Origin of the sequence: Acinetobacter sp. PW68 (assembly GCF_020982655.1) — a bacterium.
Classification (GTDB): Bacteria; Pseudomonadota; Gammaproteobacteria; order Pseudomonadales; family Moraxellaceae; genus Acinetobacter; species Acinetobacter towneri_A.
In genome coordinates this window covers 2,170,070-2,185,538 of sequence record NZ_JAHZSX010000001.1, presented here as the reverse complement: position 1 = coordinate 2,185,538, position 15,469 = coordinate 2,170,070, and the positions used below count along the sequence as shown (strand labels likewise).

9 protein-coding genes, 2 tRNA genes and 1 rRNA gene are annotated in these 15,469 nt (G+C 43.0%); 5 read left to right on the top strand and 7 right to left on the bottom strand.

All coding sequences use genetic code 11. The features are described from left to right. Positions 1-93: 93 nt before the first annotated feature. Positions 94-2,853 (bottom strand): DNA polymerase I, encoded by a 2,760-nt coding sequence (polA, locus tag K1T76_RS10415; RefSeq protein WP_230245321.1) that lies wholly within the window; start codon positions 2,851-2,853, stop codon positions 94-96. Between the two features lie 182 nt (positions 2,854-3,035). On the opposite strand from polA, the gene K1T76_RS10410 reads away from it, so the two are divergent. Beyond that, a complete protein-coding gene (locus tag K1T76_RS10410; RefSeq protein ID WP_230245320.1) occupies positions 3,036-6,029 on the top strand; it encodes a DUF2339 domain-containing protein in 2,994 nt (997 codons plus the stop codon). A 48-nt stretch (positions 6,030-6,077) separates the two neighbouring features. Here the strand turns inward: K1T76_RS10410 and K1T76_RS10405 are convergent, their stop codons facing one another. Together K1T76_RS10405 and K1T76_RS10400 are read right to left on the bottom strand one after the other, a co-directional pair. Next, the gene (locus K1T76_RS10405) at positions 6,078-7,001 is read right to left on the bottom strand and encodes a mechanosensitive ion channel family protein (RefSeq protein WP_096902425.1); all 924 of its coding nucleotides are present in this window, start codon (positions 6,999-7,001) and stop codon (positions 6,078-6,080) included. 9 nt (positions 7,002-7,010) lie between these two features. Continuing rightward, a complete protein-coding gene (locus K1T76_RS10400) occupies positions 7,011-7,832 on the bottom strand; it encodes a hypothetical protein (RefSeq protein ID WP_230245319.1) in 822 nt (273 codons plus the stop codon). Between the two features lie 102 nt (positions 7,833-7,934). On the opposite strand from K1T76_RS10400, the gene gspE reads away from it, so the two are divergent. After that, positions 7,935-9,422 (top strand): type II secretion system ATPase GspE, encoded by a 1,488-nt coding sequence (gspE, locus tag K1T76_RS10395; RefSeq protein WP_230245318.1) that lies wholly within the window; start codon positions 7,935-7,937, stop codon positions 9,420-9,422. Between the two features lie 76 nt (positions 9,423-9,498). On the opposite strand, the gene K1T76_RS10390 is transcribed toward gspE, so the two are convergent. The 4 genes from K1T76_RS10390 to K1T76_RS10375 all read right to left on the bottom strand — a co-directional run bounded on the left by K1T76_RS10390 (position 9,499) and on the right by K1T76_RS10375 (position 12,979). Next, on the bottom strand, positions 9,499-10,323 hold the full coding sequence (locus tag K1T76_RS10390) for a carbon-nitrogen hydrolase family protein (RefSeq protein ID WP_230245317.1): 825 nt from the start codon (positions 10,321-10,323) through the stop codon (positions 9,499-9,501). A 21-nt stretch (positions 10,324-10,344) separates the two neighbouring features. Further along, positions 10,345-10,872, bottom strand: a complete 528-nt coding sequence (gene gigB / locus K1T76_RS10385) for an anti-anti-sigma factor GigB (protein ID WP_019838180.1) — start codon at positions 10,870-10,872, stop codon at positions 10,345-10,347. Positions 10,873-10,985: 113 nt separating this feature from the next. Continuing rightward, positions 10,986-11,954, bottom strand: coding sequence for an RsbU family protein phosphatase GigA (gene gigA, locus K1T76_RS10380; RefSeq protein WP_019838179.1), 969 nt, complete (start codon positions 11,952-11,954; stop codon positions 10,986-10,988). A 101-nt stretch (positions 11,955-12,055) separates the two neighbouring features. Beyond that, positions 12,056-12,979 (bottom strand): MlaA family lipoprotein, encoded by a 924-nt coding sequence (locus K1T76_RS10375; RefSeq protein ID WP_230245316.1) that lies wholly within the window; start codon positions 12,977-12,979, stop codon positions 12,056-12,058. A gap of 546 nt (positions 12,980-13,525) precedes the next feature. Between K1T76_RS10375 and K1T76_RS10370 the strand changes: the two genes are divergently transcribed. The 3 genes from K1T76_RS10370 to K1T76_RS10360 all read left to right on the top strand — a co-directional run bounded on the left by K1T76_RS10370 (position 13,526) and on the right by K1T76_RS10360 (position 15,346). Then, a 16S ribosomal RNA gene (locus K1T76_RS10370) occupies positions 13,526-15,064 on the top strand. A gap of 59 nt (positions 15,065-15,123) precedes the next feature. Continuing rightward, positions 15,124-15,200 (top strand) — tRNA-Ile (locus K1T76_RS10365). A 70-nt stretch (positions 15,201-15,270) separates the two neighbouring features. Then, positions 15,271-15,346, top strand: a tRNA-Ala gene (locus K1T76_RS10360). Positions 15,347-15,469: the final 123 nt, after the last annotated feature.

Genomic DNA, 15,469 nt, shown 5'->3' with positions numbered 1-15,469 from the left:
ACGACCTTAATATGTCTTTGGGAATACAAATAACCTTCACCCTGACCTTCCTTCTCGAAGAAGGAAGGTGCGGAAAAAGAGAGTGCAACGATTTTAGTGTGCTTCATCCCAGTTATTGCCTTGACCGACTTCCACTACCAATGGTACTGAAATTTCTACTACAGATTGCATGACTTCTGCCAACTTTGGTGCGAGTTCATCTGCCGCATCGGCATCCACTTCAAATACCAATTCATCGTGTACTTGCAGCAACATTTTGGCTTGCGCTTGTGGTAACATTTTGTCGACTTCAATCATCGCCATTTTAATAATATCAGCAGCAGAGCCTTGTAATGGTGCGTTAATTGCCGCACGTTCTGCCGCTTTACGTACCATCATATTACGTGCAGCAATATCTGGTGTATAGAGGCGACGACCTAAAATAGTTTCTACAAAACCTTGTTCTAGCGCGACTTGGCGAGTGCGCTGCATATATTCATAAATGCCTGGATAACGCTGAAAGTATTGCTTGATGTAGTTTTGTGATTCTTCACGGGTAAACCCAAGCTGACGGATCAAGCCAAATTCAGACATACCGTAGAGCAGACCGAAGTTTACGGCTTTGGCCTGACGACGCTGATCTGAGGTCACATCTTCTAAAGCAATACCCAAGACTTCTGCTGCAGTACGGCGGTGTACGTCTTGTCCGTGGTTAAAGGCATCGAGCAGGGCATCATCTTGTGAAAAATGCGCCATTAAACGCAATTCAATTTGCGAGTAGTCGGCTGCCAACAACACACGACCTTCAGGGGCGACAAAGGCTTTACGAATTTGACGACCAATTTCGGTACGAATTGGAATGTTTTGTAAGTTTGGATCAGTAGAAGATAAACGTCCTGTCGCAGTCAAAGCTTGGTGATAACTGGTATGCACTCGATGCGTATTGTCGTTGGCTTGTTTCAGCAAACCATCGGTATAGGTGCTTTTTAGTTTAGATAAACCGCGATAGTCTAAAATTAAGCTACTAATCGGATGCTCAATTTTTTCCAAGACACTTTCGCTGGTACTGTATTGACCTGTTGCAGTTTTCTTGCCGCCTTTGAGTCCGAGTTTATCAAATAGGATTTCACCCACTTGTTTTGGTGAGCTGACATTAAAGTTTTCACCTGCCAATTCTACAATTTGGTTTTCTAAATCTTGCATGGTTCGGGCAAAATCGACACCTAATTGATCTAAAAAGTTCAGATCAAGCTGAATGCCGTTTTCTTCCATACTGGTTAGCACACGTGCTACAGGCATTTCAATATTGTGCAAAATATTGACCAATTCAGGATATTTTTGTAGCTTCTCAGACAGCACTTTATATAAACGATAAGTGACATGTGCATCTTCTGCAGCGTAGTGTGCAGCCGTTTCAATTTCAATTTGATTGAATGTTTTTTGCTTGACGCCTTTGCCTGCAATTTGCTCATACGATGTGGTCAGGTGGCTTAAATATAAACGTGCCACATCATCCATGCCGTGACGAGTTGCGACCGAATTGAGTACATAAGAGGCCAACATGGTATCGAAATACCAACCTTGTAAATGAATACCGTGATTTTCAAGCACGTGCGCATCATATTTTAAATGATGACCAATTTTCTCCACCGCATTATTTTCTAAAATAGGTTTGATTTGTGCCAAAACCTGATCACGGTTGAGCTGCTGTGGCGCGCCCGCATAATCATGCGCCAAAGGTACGTAATAGGCATCTTTGGCATCAAATGCGACAGAGAAACCAACAATTTCTGCCACGCGATAATCTAGACTGGTGGTTTCGGTATCAAAGGCGAAGCGTTGTGCAGTTTGCAAGCGTTGCAGCAAAGCATCCCAATGTGCCTGATCTAAAATGGTGTGGTATGTTGCAGCACCAAGTTGATCATCGACACTGCTTTGCGTGGCTTGATCTTCAGTTTCAATTTCATTGGCTGTCGGTGCGGCGACTGTTTTTGCAGCTTGTTTATAATTGCTGTTATTTGGATTATTTGGATGATCGAGCGATTGTAATTGATTACGGAATTCTAGCTCGGTATATAAATTGCGTAAGGCTTCAACATTAGGGTCTTGTAGTTTTAGATCGGCATAACCAAAGTTCAGATCAAGGTCACAAACAATGCTGGCGAGTTGATGATCTAGCGCGATGCCATCGGCATTGTCTTTAATATTTTGTCCGACTTTGCCTTTAATATGATCGACATTTTCTAAAATCGCACCAATCGAGCCATATTCGGTCAGTAGTTTTGCAGCAGTTTTGGCGCCAATGCCGGGCACGCCCATAATACCATCGGAAGCATCACCCATGAGGGTCAGATAATCAATAATTTGATGCGGCCATACGCCAAACTTGTCAAATACAGCCTGAATATCCATTGGCTTTTCTTTGAAGCTGTCTTCAAGGGTAACTTTTTCAGTCACCAACTGCGCCATGTCTTTATCGCCCGTAGAAATCAGTACTTGCTGTCCTTCGGCTTCGGCACGTTTGGCTAAAGTTCCAATAATATCATCGGCTTCTGCGCCTGGTAGCATGTAAAGTGGAATACCCAAAGCACGAATTAAAGCATGTAAGTATGGAATTTGCTGAGAAAGTTCCTCAGGCATACTTGGGCGGTCACCTTTATAAATTGGCGATAGTTCGTGACGGAAAGTCGGCTCAGGCGTATCAAAAATTACCGCCATGTGAGTAGGCTGAGTACGACGCATCAACTTTTGAATCGCAGAGATCGCGCCACGAATAGCATTGGTATGTAAACCAGTTGACGTGGTTAATGGTGGTAGTGCGTGAAAGGCACGAAATAGAAAATATGAGCCATCGACCAAGACAAATGGTGGCATGGATTGATTCCTTCTGCAAATAAGCAGTTTATTGTACGTGATTTTTGCAGTTGTCGCAGAAACTGATTTTTAAGGCAAGTGCTGCCCACGAGCAGTTACCGAATTGCTGATGAATACTGATTCAGATTCGTGCTGGCTGTTGTATGATCGGAGCCATGACAATATCAATAAAATGAAGAGCAATGCAGACAGGGCAGAATGAAATTCGAATCATTTGGTTCATGCTATTAATCATAATTGCAATTGGCGCATGGTGGCTCGATGTGCCGATGCTGAGTTATATCTGTGCAGTTGCTGCGGTGATCAGCGTGATGTTTTTTGTGGGACGAGTGCAGAACTCACTGGAACAGGTTGCAGGGGCACAGTCACAAGTACAACGCCAAAGCTCTAGAACTCCTTTATATATTGCGGCTTTAATTGCTTTTTTAGCGATATTGGTGGATTGGTATTTATTGGCAGCTGTTGCTTTAAGTGTGTGGGTTTTTATGTTACTGCGATGGTTGCATCGTTTGGAACAAGGCCTCTATCAATTACAGCAATTACAAAGTGCTGCTGCCCATACGCATGTCCAAAAGACGAAGACTCAAACACACTTAGTAGAGCATGTTTTAGCTAATACATCTGAGCTTGATGCAGATCTTTCATCGGTTAAGGCAAAGGTGGATGAGACTGTTATATCAACCACTTCTCAACCTGAAATCATCGCTATTCAATCTGATTCCACATTGTCGAGTGCGCCAAACTCGGTTCAGGAACAACCAGCTCATGTTTCTTATCCATCTCAAGATCAAGAATATCCACATCAAGAACATCTTCATCAAGAATATTCCGCTTCCGATTTAGCCAATTCCTCAAGGTCTGCCACACCTTTTGCAACACAGGCACGTGCATCAACTAATAGCTTATTGCAACAAGTTCAATCCTGGCTGTTACATGGCAATCCTGTGTTAAAAGCGGCAATTTCAGTCTTACTCATTGGCGTGGTGTTGCTGTTACGTTTTGCTACTGAGCATTGGCAATTTAGTTTGGCAGTGAAACTTTTGTTCGTTGCTGGTGTGAGTGCTGCAGTGACAGTTTTCGGTTATTTGTTACGCAACAAAAATCGCAGCTTTGCTTTGGGTGTGCAAGGTTTGGGGTTGGCAGGGCTGTGCCTGACTTTATTTTTTGCTTATTACAATTTGGTCATTCCAAATTTAGCTATTGCCAGTCTATGTTTTATTGTGGTGATGTTGCTCACGCTCTGGCTGAGTTTGAAACAACAATCAGTCGAACTTGCCCTCATGGCGATGCTAATTGCTTATTTTGCACCGTTTACTTTACCTGTACGTAATGCCACAGCCATTGAATTTATTGCTTATTATCTGCTGATTAATATTTCGGTTGCCATTTTAAGTAGTTTACGTCCGTGGAAATATTTAAATCAAATCGCATTTTTAATGACGGTTGTGGTGGGTGGCGGTTATGCCTTTTATCATGGTTATATCTTTGAACGGCAGGTGTTAACACTTTTAGTTTTGGCGCATGCGGCTATTTTTATTTGGTTGGGTTTTCGTTTTAGTCAGCTTTTGGCAAAGGATGATGTTGTCACGTTTCAGCTGAAACCTATTTTAGACCTTGCCTTGATTTTTGGTGCACCCATTGTCGGTTATGCTTGTTTATATCTAATGTATTTTGAAGAAACAGCAGAGCAGGCAGCCTTTAGTTTGTTGTTTGCTATGGTTTTTGCAGGTTTGTATTGGCTAACCAAACAGCATCGGCAGACAAAATTTATTGCACAAAGTTATTTCAGTTTGATGCTGATTTTTAGTGTGTTGATTCCACCTATTTTACTGCCTGAACAATGGAGTGTCATTGGTTGGGCATTACAAGGCGTGGCTGTGTTTATTTTTGCCTTTATTCAATATTCTAAAATTAGCCGTTATTTGGCACTAGGTTTGTTTGCCGTAGCGGGCTTATCTGGGCTGTATTATTTAGTAGAGTTGCCTTATTTCGAGCGCAGTATTTATTGGGTACTGAGCCTAAGTTATGCCACGGTTGTGGTGTTTTCCAACAGCCGTGCAGCTTTCAGACAACAACTGAGCACAGCAACCACGAGCGTACTGTGTTTAATGATGTTGTCTGCAACCAGTTTATGGCTATGGTTAGGTTTAGATTACTTTGATGGAGAACTTGCAACCGTACAGACGCTTTTGGCGGTGGTGGTCATTTATTTACTTATCAACGAAGTACTACTTTCTCGTCAAGCGACATGGTCATGGCTATTGCCCAAATGGTTAGGTCTAACGCCAGTTTCGCTCACTGCAGCAGGTTTATTATTCAGCCGTAGCTATGATGGGGCGGTACATTGGATTTCGGACACTGAACGTCTGTTATTTGCCTTGTTTGCAGGCGTGCTCAGTGTGTTGTGGTTGCGTCCTTTATGGACTGTCCTTAGCGACAAAGAATGGGTGAGTTTAGGACTGTTACCCATTTTGGCGATGGCGAGTTTAACGCTGTTACCACAGCATCCGTATAGCAGCGTGGTGATTTTACCATTGCTCTTTGCGGCGTGGTGTTGGTGGCAACAACCGGATTCAGATTGGCGCAAATTTTGGTATGCGCGTAGCAATTTAATCTTTATGTTGATGTGGATGCTATGTTCACAACTTTTGACTGAACACGCATTTTACGGCTATGTACTGCCTATTTTGAATCCATTTGATTTGGTCAGTATCGCCATGTTGGTGGCTATTTTGTGGATGCTGAATCTGCAACGCAAAACCCATTTAGATCAAGGCTTGGCTGCGGTAATTATGATCTTGAGTTTACTGTGGCTAAGTAGTTATGTGCTATTACGTGCCTTACATCTGTATTTGGGAACGCCAATCAACCAGATTGCTGTTTGGCAAGATGCCACTGTGCAGCTCAGTTTGACCTTGCTTTGGGTGGGTTTGGCTTGTATCGCCATGTGGATTGCCAGTCTGAAACAATTACGTGCCTTATGGATTTTAGGCAGCAGTATTTTGGTGATTGTGACCTTAAAATTGGTGCTTTTAGATTTATCTAATATTGGAACTTTAATGCGCGTGCTGTCATTCTTTGCTGCAGGTTTAGGTATGCTACTGATTGCATATATTGCCCCAATTCCTGAGCCAGATCTCGTAAAAAACAACACTTCGCCGTCTTCCAAAGCTTGAGCAGATCCTCAAGTTTAGTTGGAGGCAAAGTGTCGAAGACTGAAACGATTACTTTAAGTCAGGTTCTCGTTTCAGTGCTTGGGCATTGGCATATTGATCAAGTTCTTCATTATTTAAAGGGCGCGATAAAGGATGATCAACAAAACCCATTTTGGGTACAGGAATTTCGATTTGGTTGTCTAGGAAACCATTACGGATACGTTCCTGCATTTCATCACGTACCTTTAAAAAGTTTTCTTGCTGACACCACACCGCAAACAACAATTCAATTGAAGATTCACGGAAAGCTGTAACTGTCACCGCGGGTTTAGGGTCAGACAGCACGAGCGGATATTGATTGGCGACACTGAGCAACACTTCACGCACTTTAATAATATCTTCGTGAAAATTAATCGCGAGGGTAATGGGCACACGTCGGATTGGAAACTTAGACAAGTTGTGTACGGGTGCACGAATCAATTGTTCATTGGGTAAACGCACATAAATATTGTCTTGGGTCAGCAATTTAACTGAAAGTAAGTCAATTGAGATCACTTCACCTTCAATGGTGTGTCCGCGAATCAGGGTGATTTGAATGGTATCGCCCACTTCAAAAGAACCTTCGCCAATCAGGAACATACCACTAATTAAATTGGATGCCGAGGTTTGTGAGGCAAAACCCAAAGCCACGGTTAAAATACCCGCTGCACCTAAAAACACGCTGAGTTTAAAGCCTGCTTCTTTCAGGCTCGCCATCACAAACAGCAGGAAAATAAAGTAAAAAATCCCGCGTCGCCAAACTAAGCGTTGATGCGCATTAAAACGTGCGCCAATAGTGCGTACAAAAGTATTGGAAACAAAACGTGCAATTAAGAAACCAATCAAAGACAATACAATTGCGACCAAAATTTCGGTCAGACGATCTGTATTGATACTGGTAAAAATTCCTTTGAGGCTGTTGGTGATTTCTTTGGAAATATTGGAATCTGCCATAATATCCTCTTAGAAAAATGAATCAAACATATTAAATAAAGCACCTGCCGTTTCACGCGGTGGTTGCAAATAGGTCACTTCACCTGCATGTGGCGGGGTGCGATTTTCAATCCGAATTCGTGGCGGGCGGTCTAAACCTTCATGCATCACTTTAATTTGTGAAGTCCATAAACGACCTGTACTTTCGCTGAAAAATAAAGGCAGCGCAGGCACAGGCACATTCATTCGGTCAAAACGCAATTGTTGATTGCTGGTGTTGTGAAATTCAATAGGCGTGACGGCACGAAATGCACGTGGTTTTAATTGATGTAATTCGGTACGGCCATCGACTGCTGTGGCATAGCAAATTTCACCTGTACGATGATTGGGGCCAAACCAAGTATCTTTCGGGCGAATAATCGGCAAATCAAAAATGGGTTCACGTTGACCATCGACAAAGGCAGACATCCACAACGGTGTGCTGATATACAAGGTGCCGCGTTGCCCCGCAGGAATATAAATTGGATCGACAGGTTTAATCACCACTGAACGGTCTGCCAAACGAGGCATGAGCTGTAATTTACTTTGTGTAGATTTGAACATATAGCGTTCAATTTTCACAGGTTGTGGAAAGGCAAATTCAGGATCATCAATGTTATGCCATTGCTGTTCATAATCGTATTGAACCTGCGGACGATAGTATTCCAAACGCCATTCTTGCATGCCACGTGTCAAACGTACTAAGAGTGAGCCAAATTGCCATGCTTTAGGATGATTGAGCTCAAACTCATAGTCACCCCACCATTTTAATTTAGCTGAATCAGTTTCTGAAATCTCATGATTTTGTGACAATGGCCTATCCCTTTCTTGATAAATCAGCGAAAACAGACTTCACGCTGTCATACGCTTAGAGTACACTCAAATTAAATTTTTTCATCATTATTATAATCGCTGATGCAAGTACTGAAACAATTACAAATACCGTATAGCTTTGCCAAACGCCATGGGGTGTTAATTCGTTATGAGGGCGATCATGCCTTTATTGTACGTCGTGAAAACACGCCGATGCTTGCTATTCAGGAAGCACGTCGTTTTTTGGGGCATCCTGCAAAGCATCAACTTTGTACTGATCAGGAGTTTCACCAATTATTAAGCAGCAGTTTTGCTGGTGATACGGGTGAGTCGCAGCAAGTCGCTGCAGGACTGGAAGATCATCCTGACTTGCTCAGTTTAGCAGATTCTGTTCCAGAAGCAGAAGATCTGATGGATCAGGAAGATGATGCACCGATTGTGCGCTTAATCAATGCCTTACTATCTGAAGCGATTCGGGTCGGTGCATCCGATATTCATATCGAATCTTTTGAGAAAAAATTGTCAGTCCGTTTACGGGTCGATGGTCAGCTACGTGAAATTGTACAACCTCGTCGTGAATTGGCGCCATTGTTGGTGTCACGTATTAAAGTCATGGCTAAGCTTGATATTGCAGAAAAACGTATTCCTCAAGATGGTCGCATTTCGCTCAGACTGGCGGGTCGTGAGGTTGATGTGCGTGTTTCAACGCTACCATCTTCACATGGTGAGCGTGTGGTGATGCGTTTGCTAGACAAGCAAGCAGGTCGTTTAAACATGACGCATTTGGGGTTGATGCAAAATGATTATGATCGCTTAAAGCAACTGGTACATCGACCACACGGGATTATTTTGGTTACAGGGCCGACAGGTTCCGGTAAAACCACGACCTTATATGCTGCCTTATCCGACCTAAATGACGGTTCTAAAAATATTTTGACTGCAGAAGACCCAATTGAATATCAACTAGAAGGGATTGGGCAAACACAGGTCAACACCAAAGTGGATATGACCTTTGCACGTGCTTTAAAAGCAATGCTGCGCCAAGACCCCGATGTGGTGATGGTCGGGGAAATTCGTGACTTGGAAACTGCCGAAATTGCGGTGCAGGCTTCTTTAACTGGTCACTTGGTGTTGTCTACACTACATACCAATACGGCCATTGGTGCAGTCACCCGTTTAAAAGATATGGGCATCGAGCCTTTTTTGCTGTCAAGTTCTTTAATTGGGGTGATCGCACAGCGTTTGGTACGTACCTTATGTTCACAATGTGCCACATGGCATGCTGCAGATGACTTTGAACAAGAACTGTTTAAAAGTGTGACCGATGCAACCGATTTAAAACTTCCGCAACCCAAAGGCTGTGAACATTGCTCACATACAGGTTTTACGGGGCGTACTGCAATTTATGAAATTGTCCCTGTAGATGAAGCGATGCGCCGTTTGATTCATGGTAATGCTGCAGAATATGAACTAGAAGATTATGCACGACAGCAATCGGGTTCTATTCGTGAAGATGGATTGCGTAAGGTATTGGCAGGTAAAACGACCTTGGAAGAAGTGCTACGCGTGACCAATGAAGTGGCTGAATAGCAAAAAAGTAAGATTAGAAATAAAAAAGGGTTGATCACTATATTGCAGATCAACCCTTTTTTATTGAAATTCGATTTTAAAATTGCAATAAACGACGATGCTGCATTAACGGCATCGACTCTCGAATTTTGCTTTGTTCGTCTAAATCAAAAGGCACTGTAATCAGTTGCATACCTTCGTCTTGCACCATTGACAATAGCTGCCCGCGTGAATTGGTAGCGCCTGAATGTCCCCAAGTCTGACGCTTTTCACCATGCCAGCCTTGTTGGGCTGCACCTAAAACCTGACATTGACTGTCCATGCCACGTGCCTGCAAGAGCAATTGCCAGTGCATTTGACCTGTGGTGTAAGTAAAAGCCGATGGCGCGGTTAAAATATTTGCGCCTTGCGCACGTAAAGTTAAGGCTAATTCAGGAAAGCGCAAGTCATAACACACCATTAAGCCAATATTGCCAAATGGTGTTTTCGCAACAACGACTTCAGAACCAGGTTCAAAAAACTTAGATTCCTGATAACCGCCAACAGAGTCACCAACTTGCACATCAAACAAATGAATTTTGTCATATCGTGCTTCAGTTTTTTCTGGGCTAATACATAAACTGACCGTACGCACACGACCATCTGCAATTGTTGAGCCATCAGGGCGATACGGGCAGGGCAATGTACCCGCCACAATCCAGATTTGATATTGATGCGCAAGCTGTTCCAAACGCTGTTGAATACTTTCAAACTGTGCCGCGGTTTCACGTTGTTTACCTGCGGCAAAACATACAAAGTTTTCTGGAAAAACGATCAGTTCAGCGCCATCAGCTTTACTCTGTTGAATCAATGTTTCAATGATTTTGAAGTTTTCTTCAATATCATTTTGCGAGTTCATTTGAGCAACAGAAAGTAAAGTCATCAAAGCATTCCTGAGTGAAGATCAAGCGTTCTGCTGATTTTGCTCAGCACATTGATCGAGATTATCTTGTTCTTTTTGTAGCTGTTTCACCAAAGGTTCGAACATATTTTGGTTGTTTTCATTCAGCTTCATGAGGGTTTTATGGGCATCTAATACTGTGGTGAGCATATTGCTATGTGTGACGTGTTCTTCTACCAGCTCACGCGTGCAGAATGTTGGATCGCCACAGTAATTTAAAATCACAAACACCTGTCCTAAGCCCATGCTATTTGCGAGCGTAGTAATGTCTGGATTGGTAGATAACATAACTGCCTGAATATGATGGATTTGTTTTAGTTTTAAGCCTAGCTTAGCCAATATACCTAAAACTGTACTGTCAATAAATGTAGTTTGGGTTAAATCTACAATTGCACCCACCACATTGGATTGCTGTTCAATTTTACTGAGTAGTTTGTCTAGACTAATACAAGATTGGGCACGCACTTCGCCAAAAAGCTTAAAGATATGCGTTCCATTCAAACTTGCATATTCAACATGACCTGTTGACATATAAATGCCATTTGCAGAGAAGGATTGGATAATTATCCCATAGCGACTATATAGACTCAAGTAGCTTACAGTCGTATATCTAAGGTTAAGAAGTTAACTGGCTGATTTGTTGGTTATTTTGTTCGACACAAACTCAAGATTGCAATGTCATCGGCTACATGATCGGGTGCTTGGAATGATTGATTTTGCAAGTGAAAGACCAATTGTTCAAACTGTTCATTCAAACCACCGCTATAAGGTTCTAACGCACCATCAGAGCAGATAATAAACCGTGCCTGTTTATTTAATACGCACTCAAATTCCTCAACTTCTAAATCTTCAGTCAGTCCTAAAGGAAAACTACTGGTATTTAAAATCCTAGGTGCTTGATTGGGTTCAATAATAATGGCAGGTGGATAATGCCCCGCACTCGACCAGCGCAGCTCATGAGTTTCAATATTTAAAATCCCACTAATCATGGTGATATGCTTTTCAATATTTTCTTGAACCAGCATACCGTTCAGCTTTTTAATCAGTTCGCGCGGTGTTTTGGAGCGACCATGAAATGCAGCCATCCAAGACGTCAGCAAACTACTGGTTACGCCATGCCCAGACACATCGGCCAAATAGAACATGATTTCTTTGTCACTGATTTTCCAGTAATCAAACCAATCGCCCGATAAATAAGCCGAAGGTTTAAATAACGTATCTACACGGTAATTACACAGTTCGATAGGATTCGGTAGTAATTTTTTTTGTAGTTCCGCCGCAGAAGGTAAGTCACGGCTGTCTTGATTGCGTTTATATTGTGCGTCAATTTTGCGTAAGGCTTGCGGTGGATTTTCTGGTAAACGACTCCACAACCAACCTGCTAAAGCGCCTTGTTCCCATGCTTGAACCAATGCCGTCCCTTCATCTTCAAAGGCCAATACAATCGTGGGTAAATTCCATTGATAAGTTAAATAATCTTGCACATCAGCAATTGCAATAATGGTTGGGTCATACAAGCTGATGTCATCTATGTGAATCATTTGCACACTAGGCAGTGTGTCGAGCACCTGTTCTAGATATGGAATATCACGTGTGGGTTGAATGAAATACATAGAGTTTTGTGTTGACCCTGAACCTAAACAAAGCGTTACTATAACAATGCCTGAATACTCAAGGAAAGTAAAAACTCACCTTGAGTAAAATGTTTTACAAATTATTCTGTGCTTTCTTCAGGCAGGTTTATTTCTTCTTGATCATCAAAAAGTTCTTCGGTTTCATCATCTACAAACGAAATATTGTCGGCATCAAGTCCTTTCTTTTCCGCAATTTCAAAGTTTTTACGTTGCAAGTAAATATCCCGAATCGCGGCATATTTGTCACCCTGTAACACTTGCTCTACTTCTAAGAGTTGCGAGCGAGTATCTACGCCGCGCATAACTTGCTCCGACCAATATAAACGGTCATCGTCATCTAAAATGTATTTTTGCGGACGCGCCTGACCATCTACAAGTGTGCCAAAACCATCACGGAAAGTACTTGGACCGTAAATTGGTAACATAACATAAGGCCCTGAAGGGACACCGAAGTAGCCCAAGGTTGTACCAAAATTTTCTTCTTCTGTGTCTAAACCTAAACGACGTGCAGGATCAGCCATTCCTAAAGTTGTAATGGTATTTAAGCTAAAACGACCTAAAGTTTTTGCGGCACGTAAAGGGCGACCTTGAATCAATTGGTTAACCGCATTCCAAGGTTCACCCAAGTTTTTTCGGAACTGACGATATGAGCCGCGCACTTCACCAGGAACTTTCTTTGTATATTGCAATGCAAGTGGACGGGCGACATTACGATCTAGCATGTCGTTGAATGCATAAATTTGACGGTTCAAAGGTTGTAGTGGATCTTTGACTTCATCGGGTTGTGCAGCATTTGCATTCACTTTTAAATCTTTGGCTTTGACACTTTTTAATTCTTTAAGCGCATCCAAACGACTACTTTTAGTTTTAGAAGATGAATCTGCCACAATAACTTCAGCGGTTTCTTCTTGAGCAGCTTCTTTAGTAGAAGGTGTTGCTGCATGTGTTGAGGTGATGAATCCTAAAGAAACAAGGCACACCCAAAGATATTTTTGTTGATACATAAAGAATCCTAGCGCTTAAATCTGAGTAAGCAAAAGCTGTTATATCGCCGATGGGTATATATTAACAGTTAATTGAAACAATGTATTAAAGCAAATTTGCTCAAAATGTGTGTAAAAAAAGCAAAAATGAATAAAAAATAAACACCCGATATATTTCTTTTAAAAAAGGGGTTGCGTGTTAAAATAATTGTCCTATAATGCACATCCATCGGCGGTGATGTAGATTAAAACTTCTGATAAAACAATGACTTGATTGAAATTGATTGGGTTGGGTTTTAGAAAGTAAGTTTAAAATAATTTAAATTACCAGTTGACACTTTAGAAATAAAGCGTAATATAGCCGACCTAGCTTGATGCTGACGAAGCGTTGAGAAGATCATTAAGAGATTATGAAGAACAACTTGTGTGGATTTTTACTGATTGATTGATCGAAATTATTTCATTGATTGATTGGTTTAAATTACTCGAAGTTTATTTGAGCGAAATTTAAGTCAGAAAATTGATGAGCCAGATTTGGAAGTTTAGATTAAAACTTCAAAATGATTTTAACTGAAGAGTTTGATCATGGCTCAGATTGAACGCTGGCGGCAGGCTTAACACATGCAAGTCGAGCGGGCGAGGTTGCTTCGGTAACTGAGCTAGCGGCGGACGGGTGAGTAAAGCTTAGGAATCTGCCTATTAGTGGGGGACAACATTCCGAAAGGGATGCTAATACCGCATACGTCCTACGGGAGAAAGCAGGGGATCACTTGTGACCTTGCGCTAATAGATGAGCCTAAGTCGGATTAGCTAGTTGGTGGGGTAAAGGCCTACCAAGGCGACGATCTGTAGCGGGTCTGAGAGGATGATCCGCCACACTGGGACTGAGACACGGCCCAGACTCCTACGGGAGGCAGCAGTGGGGAATATTGGACAATGGGGGGAACCCTGATCCAGCCATGCCGCGTGTGTGAAGAAGGCCTTTTGGTTGTAAAGCACTTTAAGCGAGGAGGAGGCTTACCTGGTTAATACCTGGGATAAGTGGACGTTACTCGCAGAATAAGCACCGGCTAACTCTGTGCCAGCAGCCGCGGTAATACAGAGGGTGCGAGCGTTAATCGGATTTACTGGGCGTAAAGCGCGCGTAGGTGGTTAATTAAGTCAAATGTGAAATCCCCGAGCTTAACTTGGGAATTGCATTCGATACTGGTTAGCTAGAGTATGGGAGAGGATGGTAGAATTCCAGGTGTAGCGGTGAAATGCGTAGAGATCTGGAGGAATACCGATGGCGAAGGCAGCCATCTGGCCTAATACTGACACTGAGGTGCGAAAGCATGGGGAGCAAACAGGATTAGATACCCTGGTAGTCCATGCCGTAAACGATGTCTACTAGCCGTTGGGGGATTTGATCCTTTAGTGGCGCAGCTAACGCGATAAGTAGACCGCCTGGGGAGTACGGTCGCAAGACTAAAACTCAAATGAATTGACGGGGGCCCGCACAAGCGGTGGAGCATGTGGTTTAATTCGATGCAACGCGAAGAACCTTACCTGGCCTTGACATAGTAGAGACTTTCCAGAGATGGATTGGTGCCTTCGGGAATCTACATACAGGTGCTGCATGGCTGTCGTCAGCTCGTGTCGTGAGATGTTGGGTTAAGTCCCGCAACGAGCGCAACCCTTTTCCTTACTTGCCAGCATTTCGGATGGGAACTTTAAGGATACTGCCAGTGACAAACTGGAGGAAGGCGGGGACGACGTCAAGTCATCATGGCCCTTACGGCCAGGGCTACACACGTGCTACAATGGTCGGTACAAAGGGTTGCTACACAGCGATGTGATGCTAATCTCAAAAAGCCGATCGTAGTCCGGATCGCAGTCTGCAACTCGACTGCGTGAAGTCGGAATCGCTAGTAATCGCGGATCAGAATGCCGCGGTGAATACGTTCCCGGGCCTTGTACACACCGCCCGTCACACCATGGGAGTTTGTTGCACCAGAAGTAGGTAGTCTAACCGCAAGGAGGACGCTTACCACGGTGTGGCCGATGACTGGGGTGAAGTCGTAACAAGGTAGCCGTAGGGGAACCTGCGGCTGGATCACCTCCTTAACGAAAGATTGACGATTGGTAAGAATCCACAACAAGTTGTTCTTCATTGATGTATCTGAGGGTCTGTAGCTCAGTTGGTTAGAGCACACGCTTGATAAGCGTGGGGTCACAAGTTCAAGTCTTGTCAGACCCACCATGACTTTGACCTAGATTGAATCAATCAAGTTACAGGAATTGAAGATACATCGAATCACAGATGATAAGCTGGGGACTTAGCTTAGTTGGTAGAGCGCCTGCTTTGCACGCAGGAGGTCAGGAGTTCGACTCTCCTAGTCTCCACCACGTACTTATTAAGTGCGGGAATAAGCTAAAGATTGCAGAACTTAATAAAAGATCGAAAGAATCGAGAGATTAGATTTGATGGTTTATTAAGTTCTGTGATTTATCACAGTTGACTGCAGTCCG

Coding starts and splice junctions, on each gene's coding strand:
- gspE (WP_230245318.1), top strand. CDS start 7,935: ATGCAAGTACTGAAACAATTACAAATACCGTATAGCTTTGCCAAACGC.
- K1T76_RS10375 (WP_230245316.1), bottom strand. CDS start 12,979: ATGTATCAACAAAAATATCTTTGGGTGTGCCTTGTTTCTTTAGGATTC.
- gigB (WP_019838180.1), bottom strand. CDS start 10,872: ATGTCAACAGGTCATGTTGAATATGCAAGTTTGAATGGAACGCATATC.
- K1T76_RS10405 (WP_096902425.1), bottom strand. CDS start 7,001: ATGGCAGATTCCAATATTTCCAAAGAAATCACCAACAGCCTCAAAGGA.
- gigA (WP_019838179.1), bottom strand. CDS start 11,954: ATGTATTTCATTCAACCCACACGTGATATTCCATATCTAGAACAGGTG.
- polA (WP_230245321.1), bottom strand. CDS start 2,853: ATGCCACCATTTGTCTTGGTCGATGGCTCATATTTTCTATTTCGTGCC.
- K1T76_RS10410 (WP_230245320.1), top strand. CDS start 3,036: ATGCAGACAGGGCAGAATGAAATTCGAATCATTTGGTTCATGCTATTA.
- K1T76_RS10390 (WP_230245317.1), bottom strand. CDS start 10,323: ATGACTTTACTTTCTGTTGCTCAAATGAACTCGCAAAATGATATTGAA.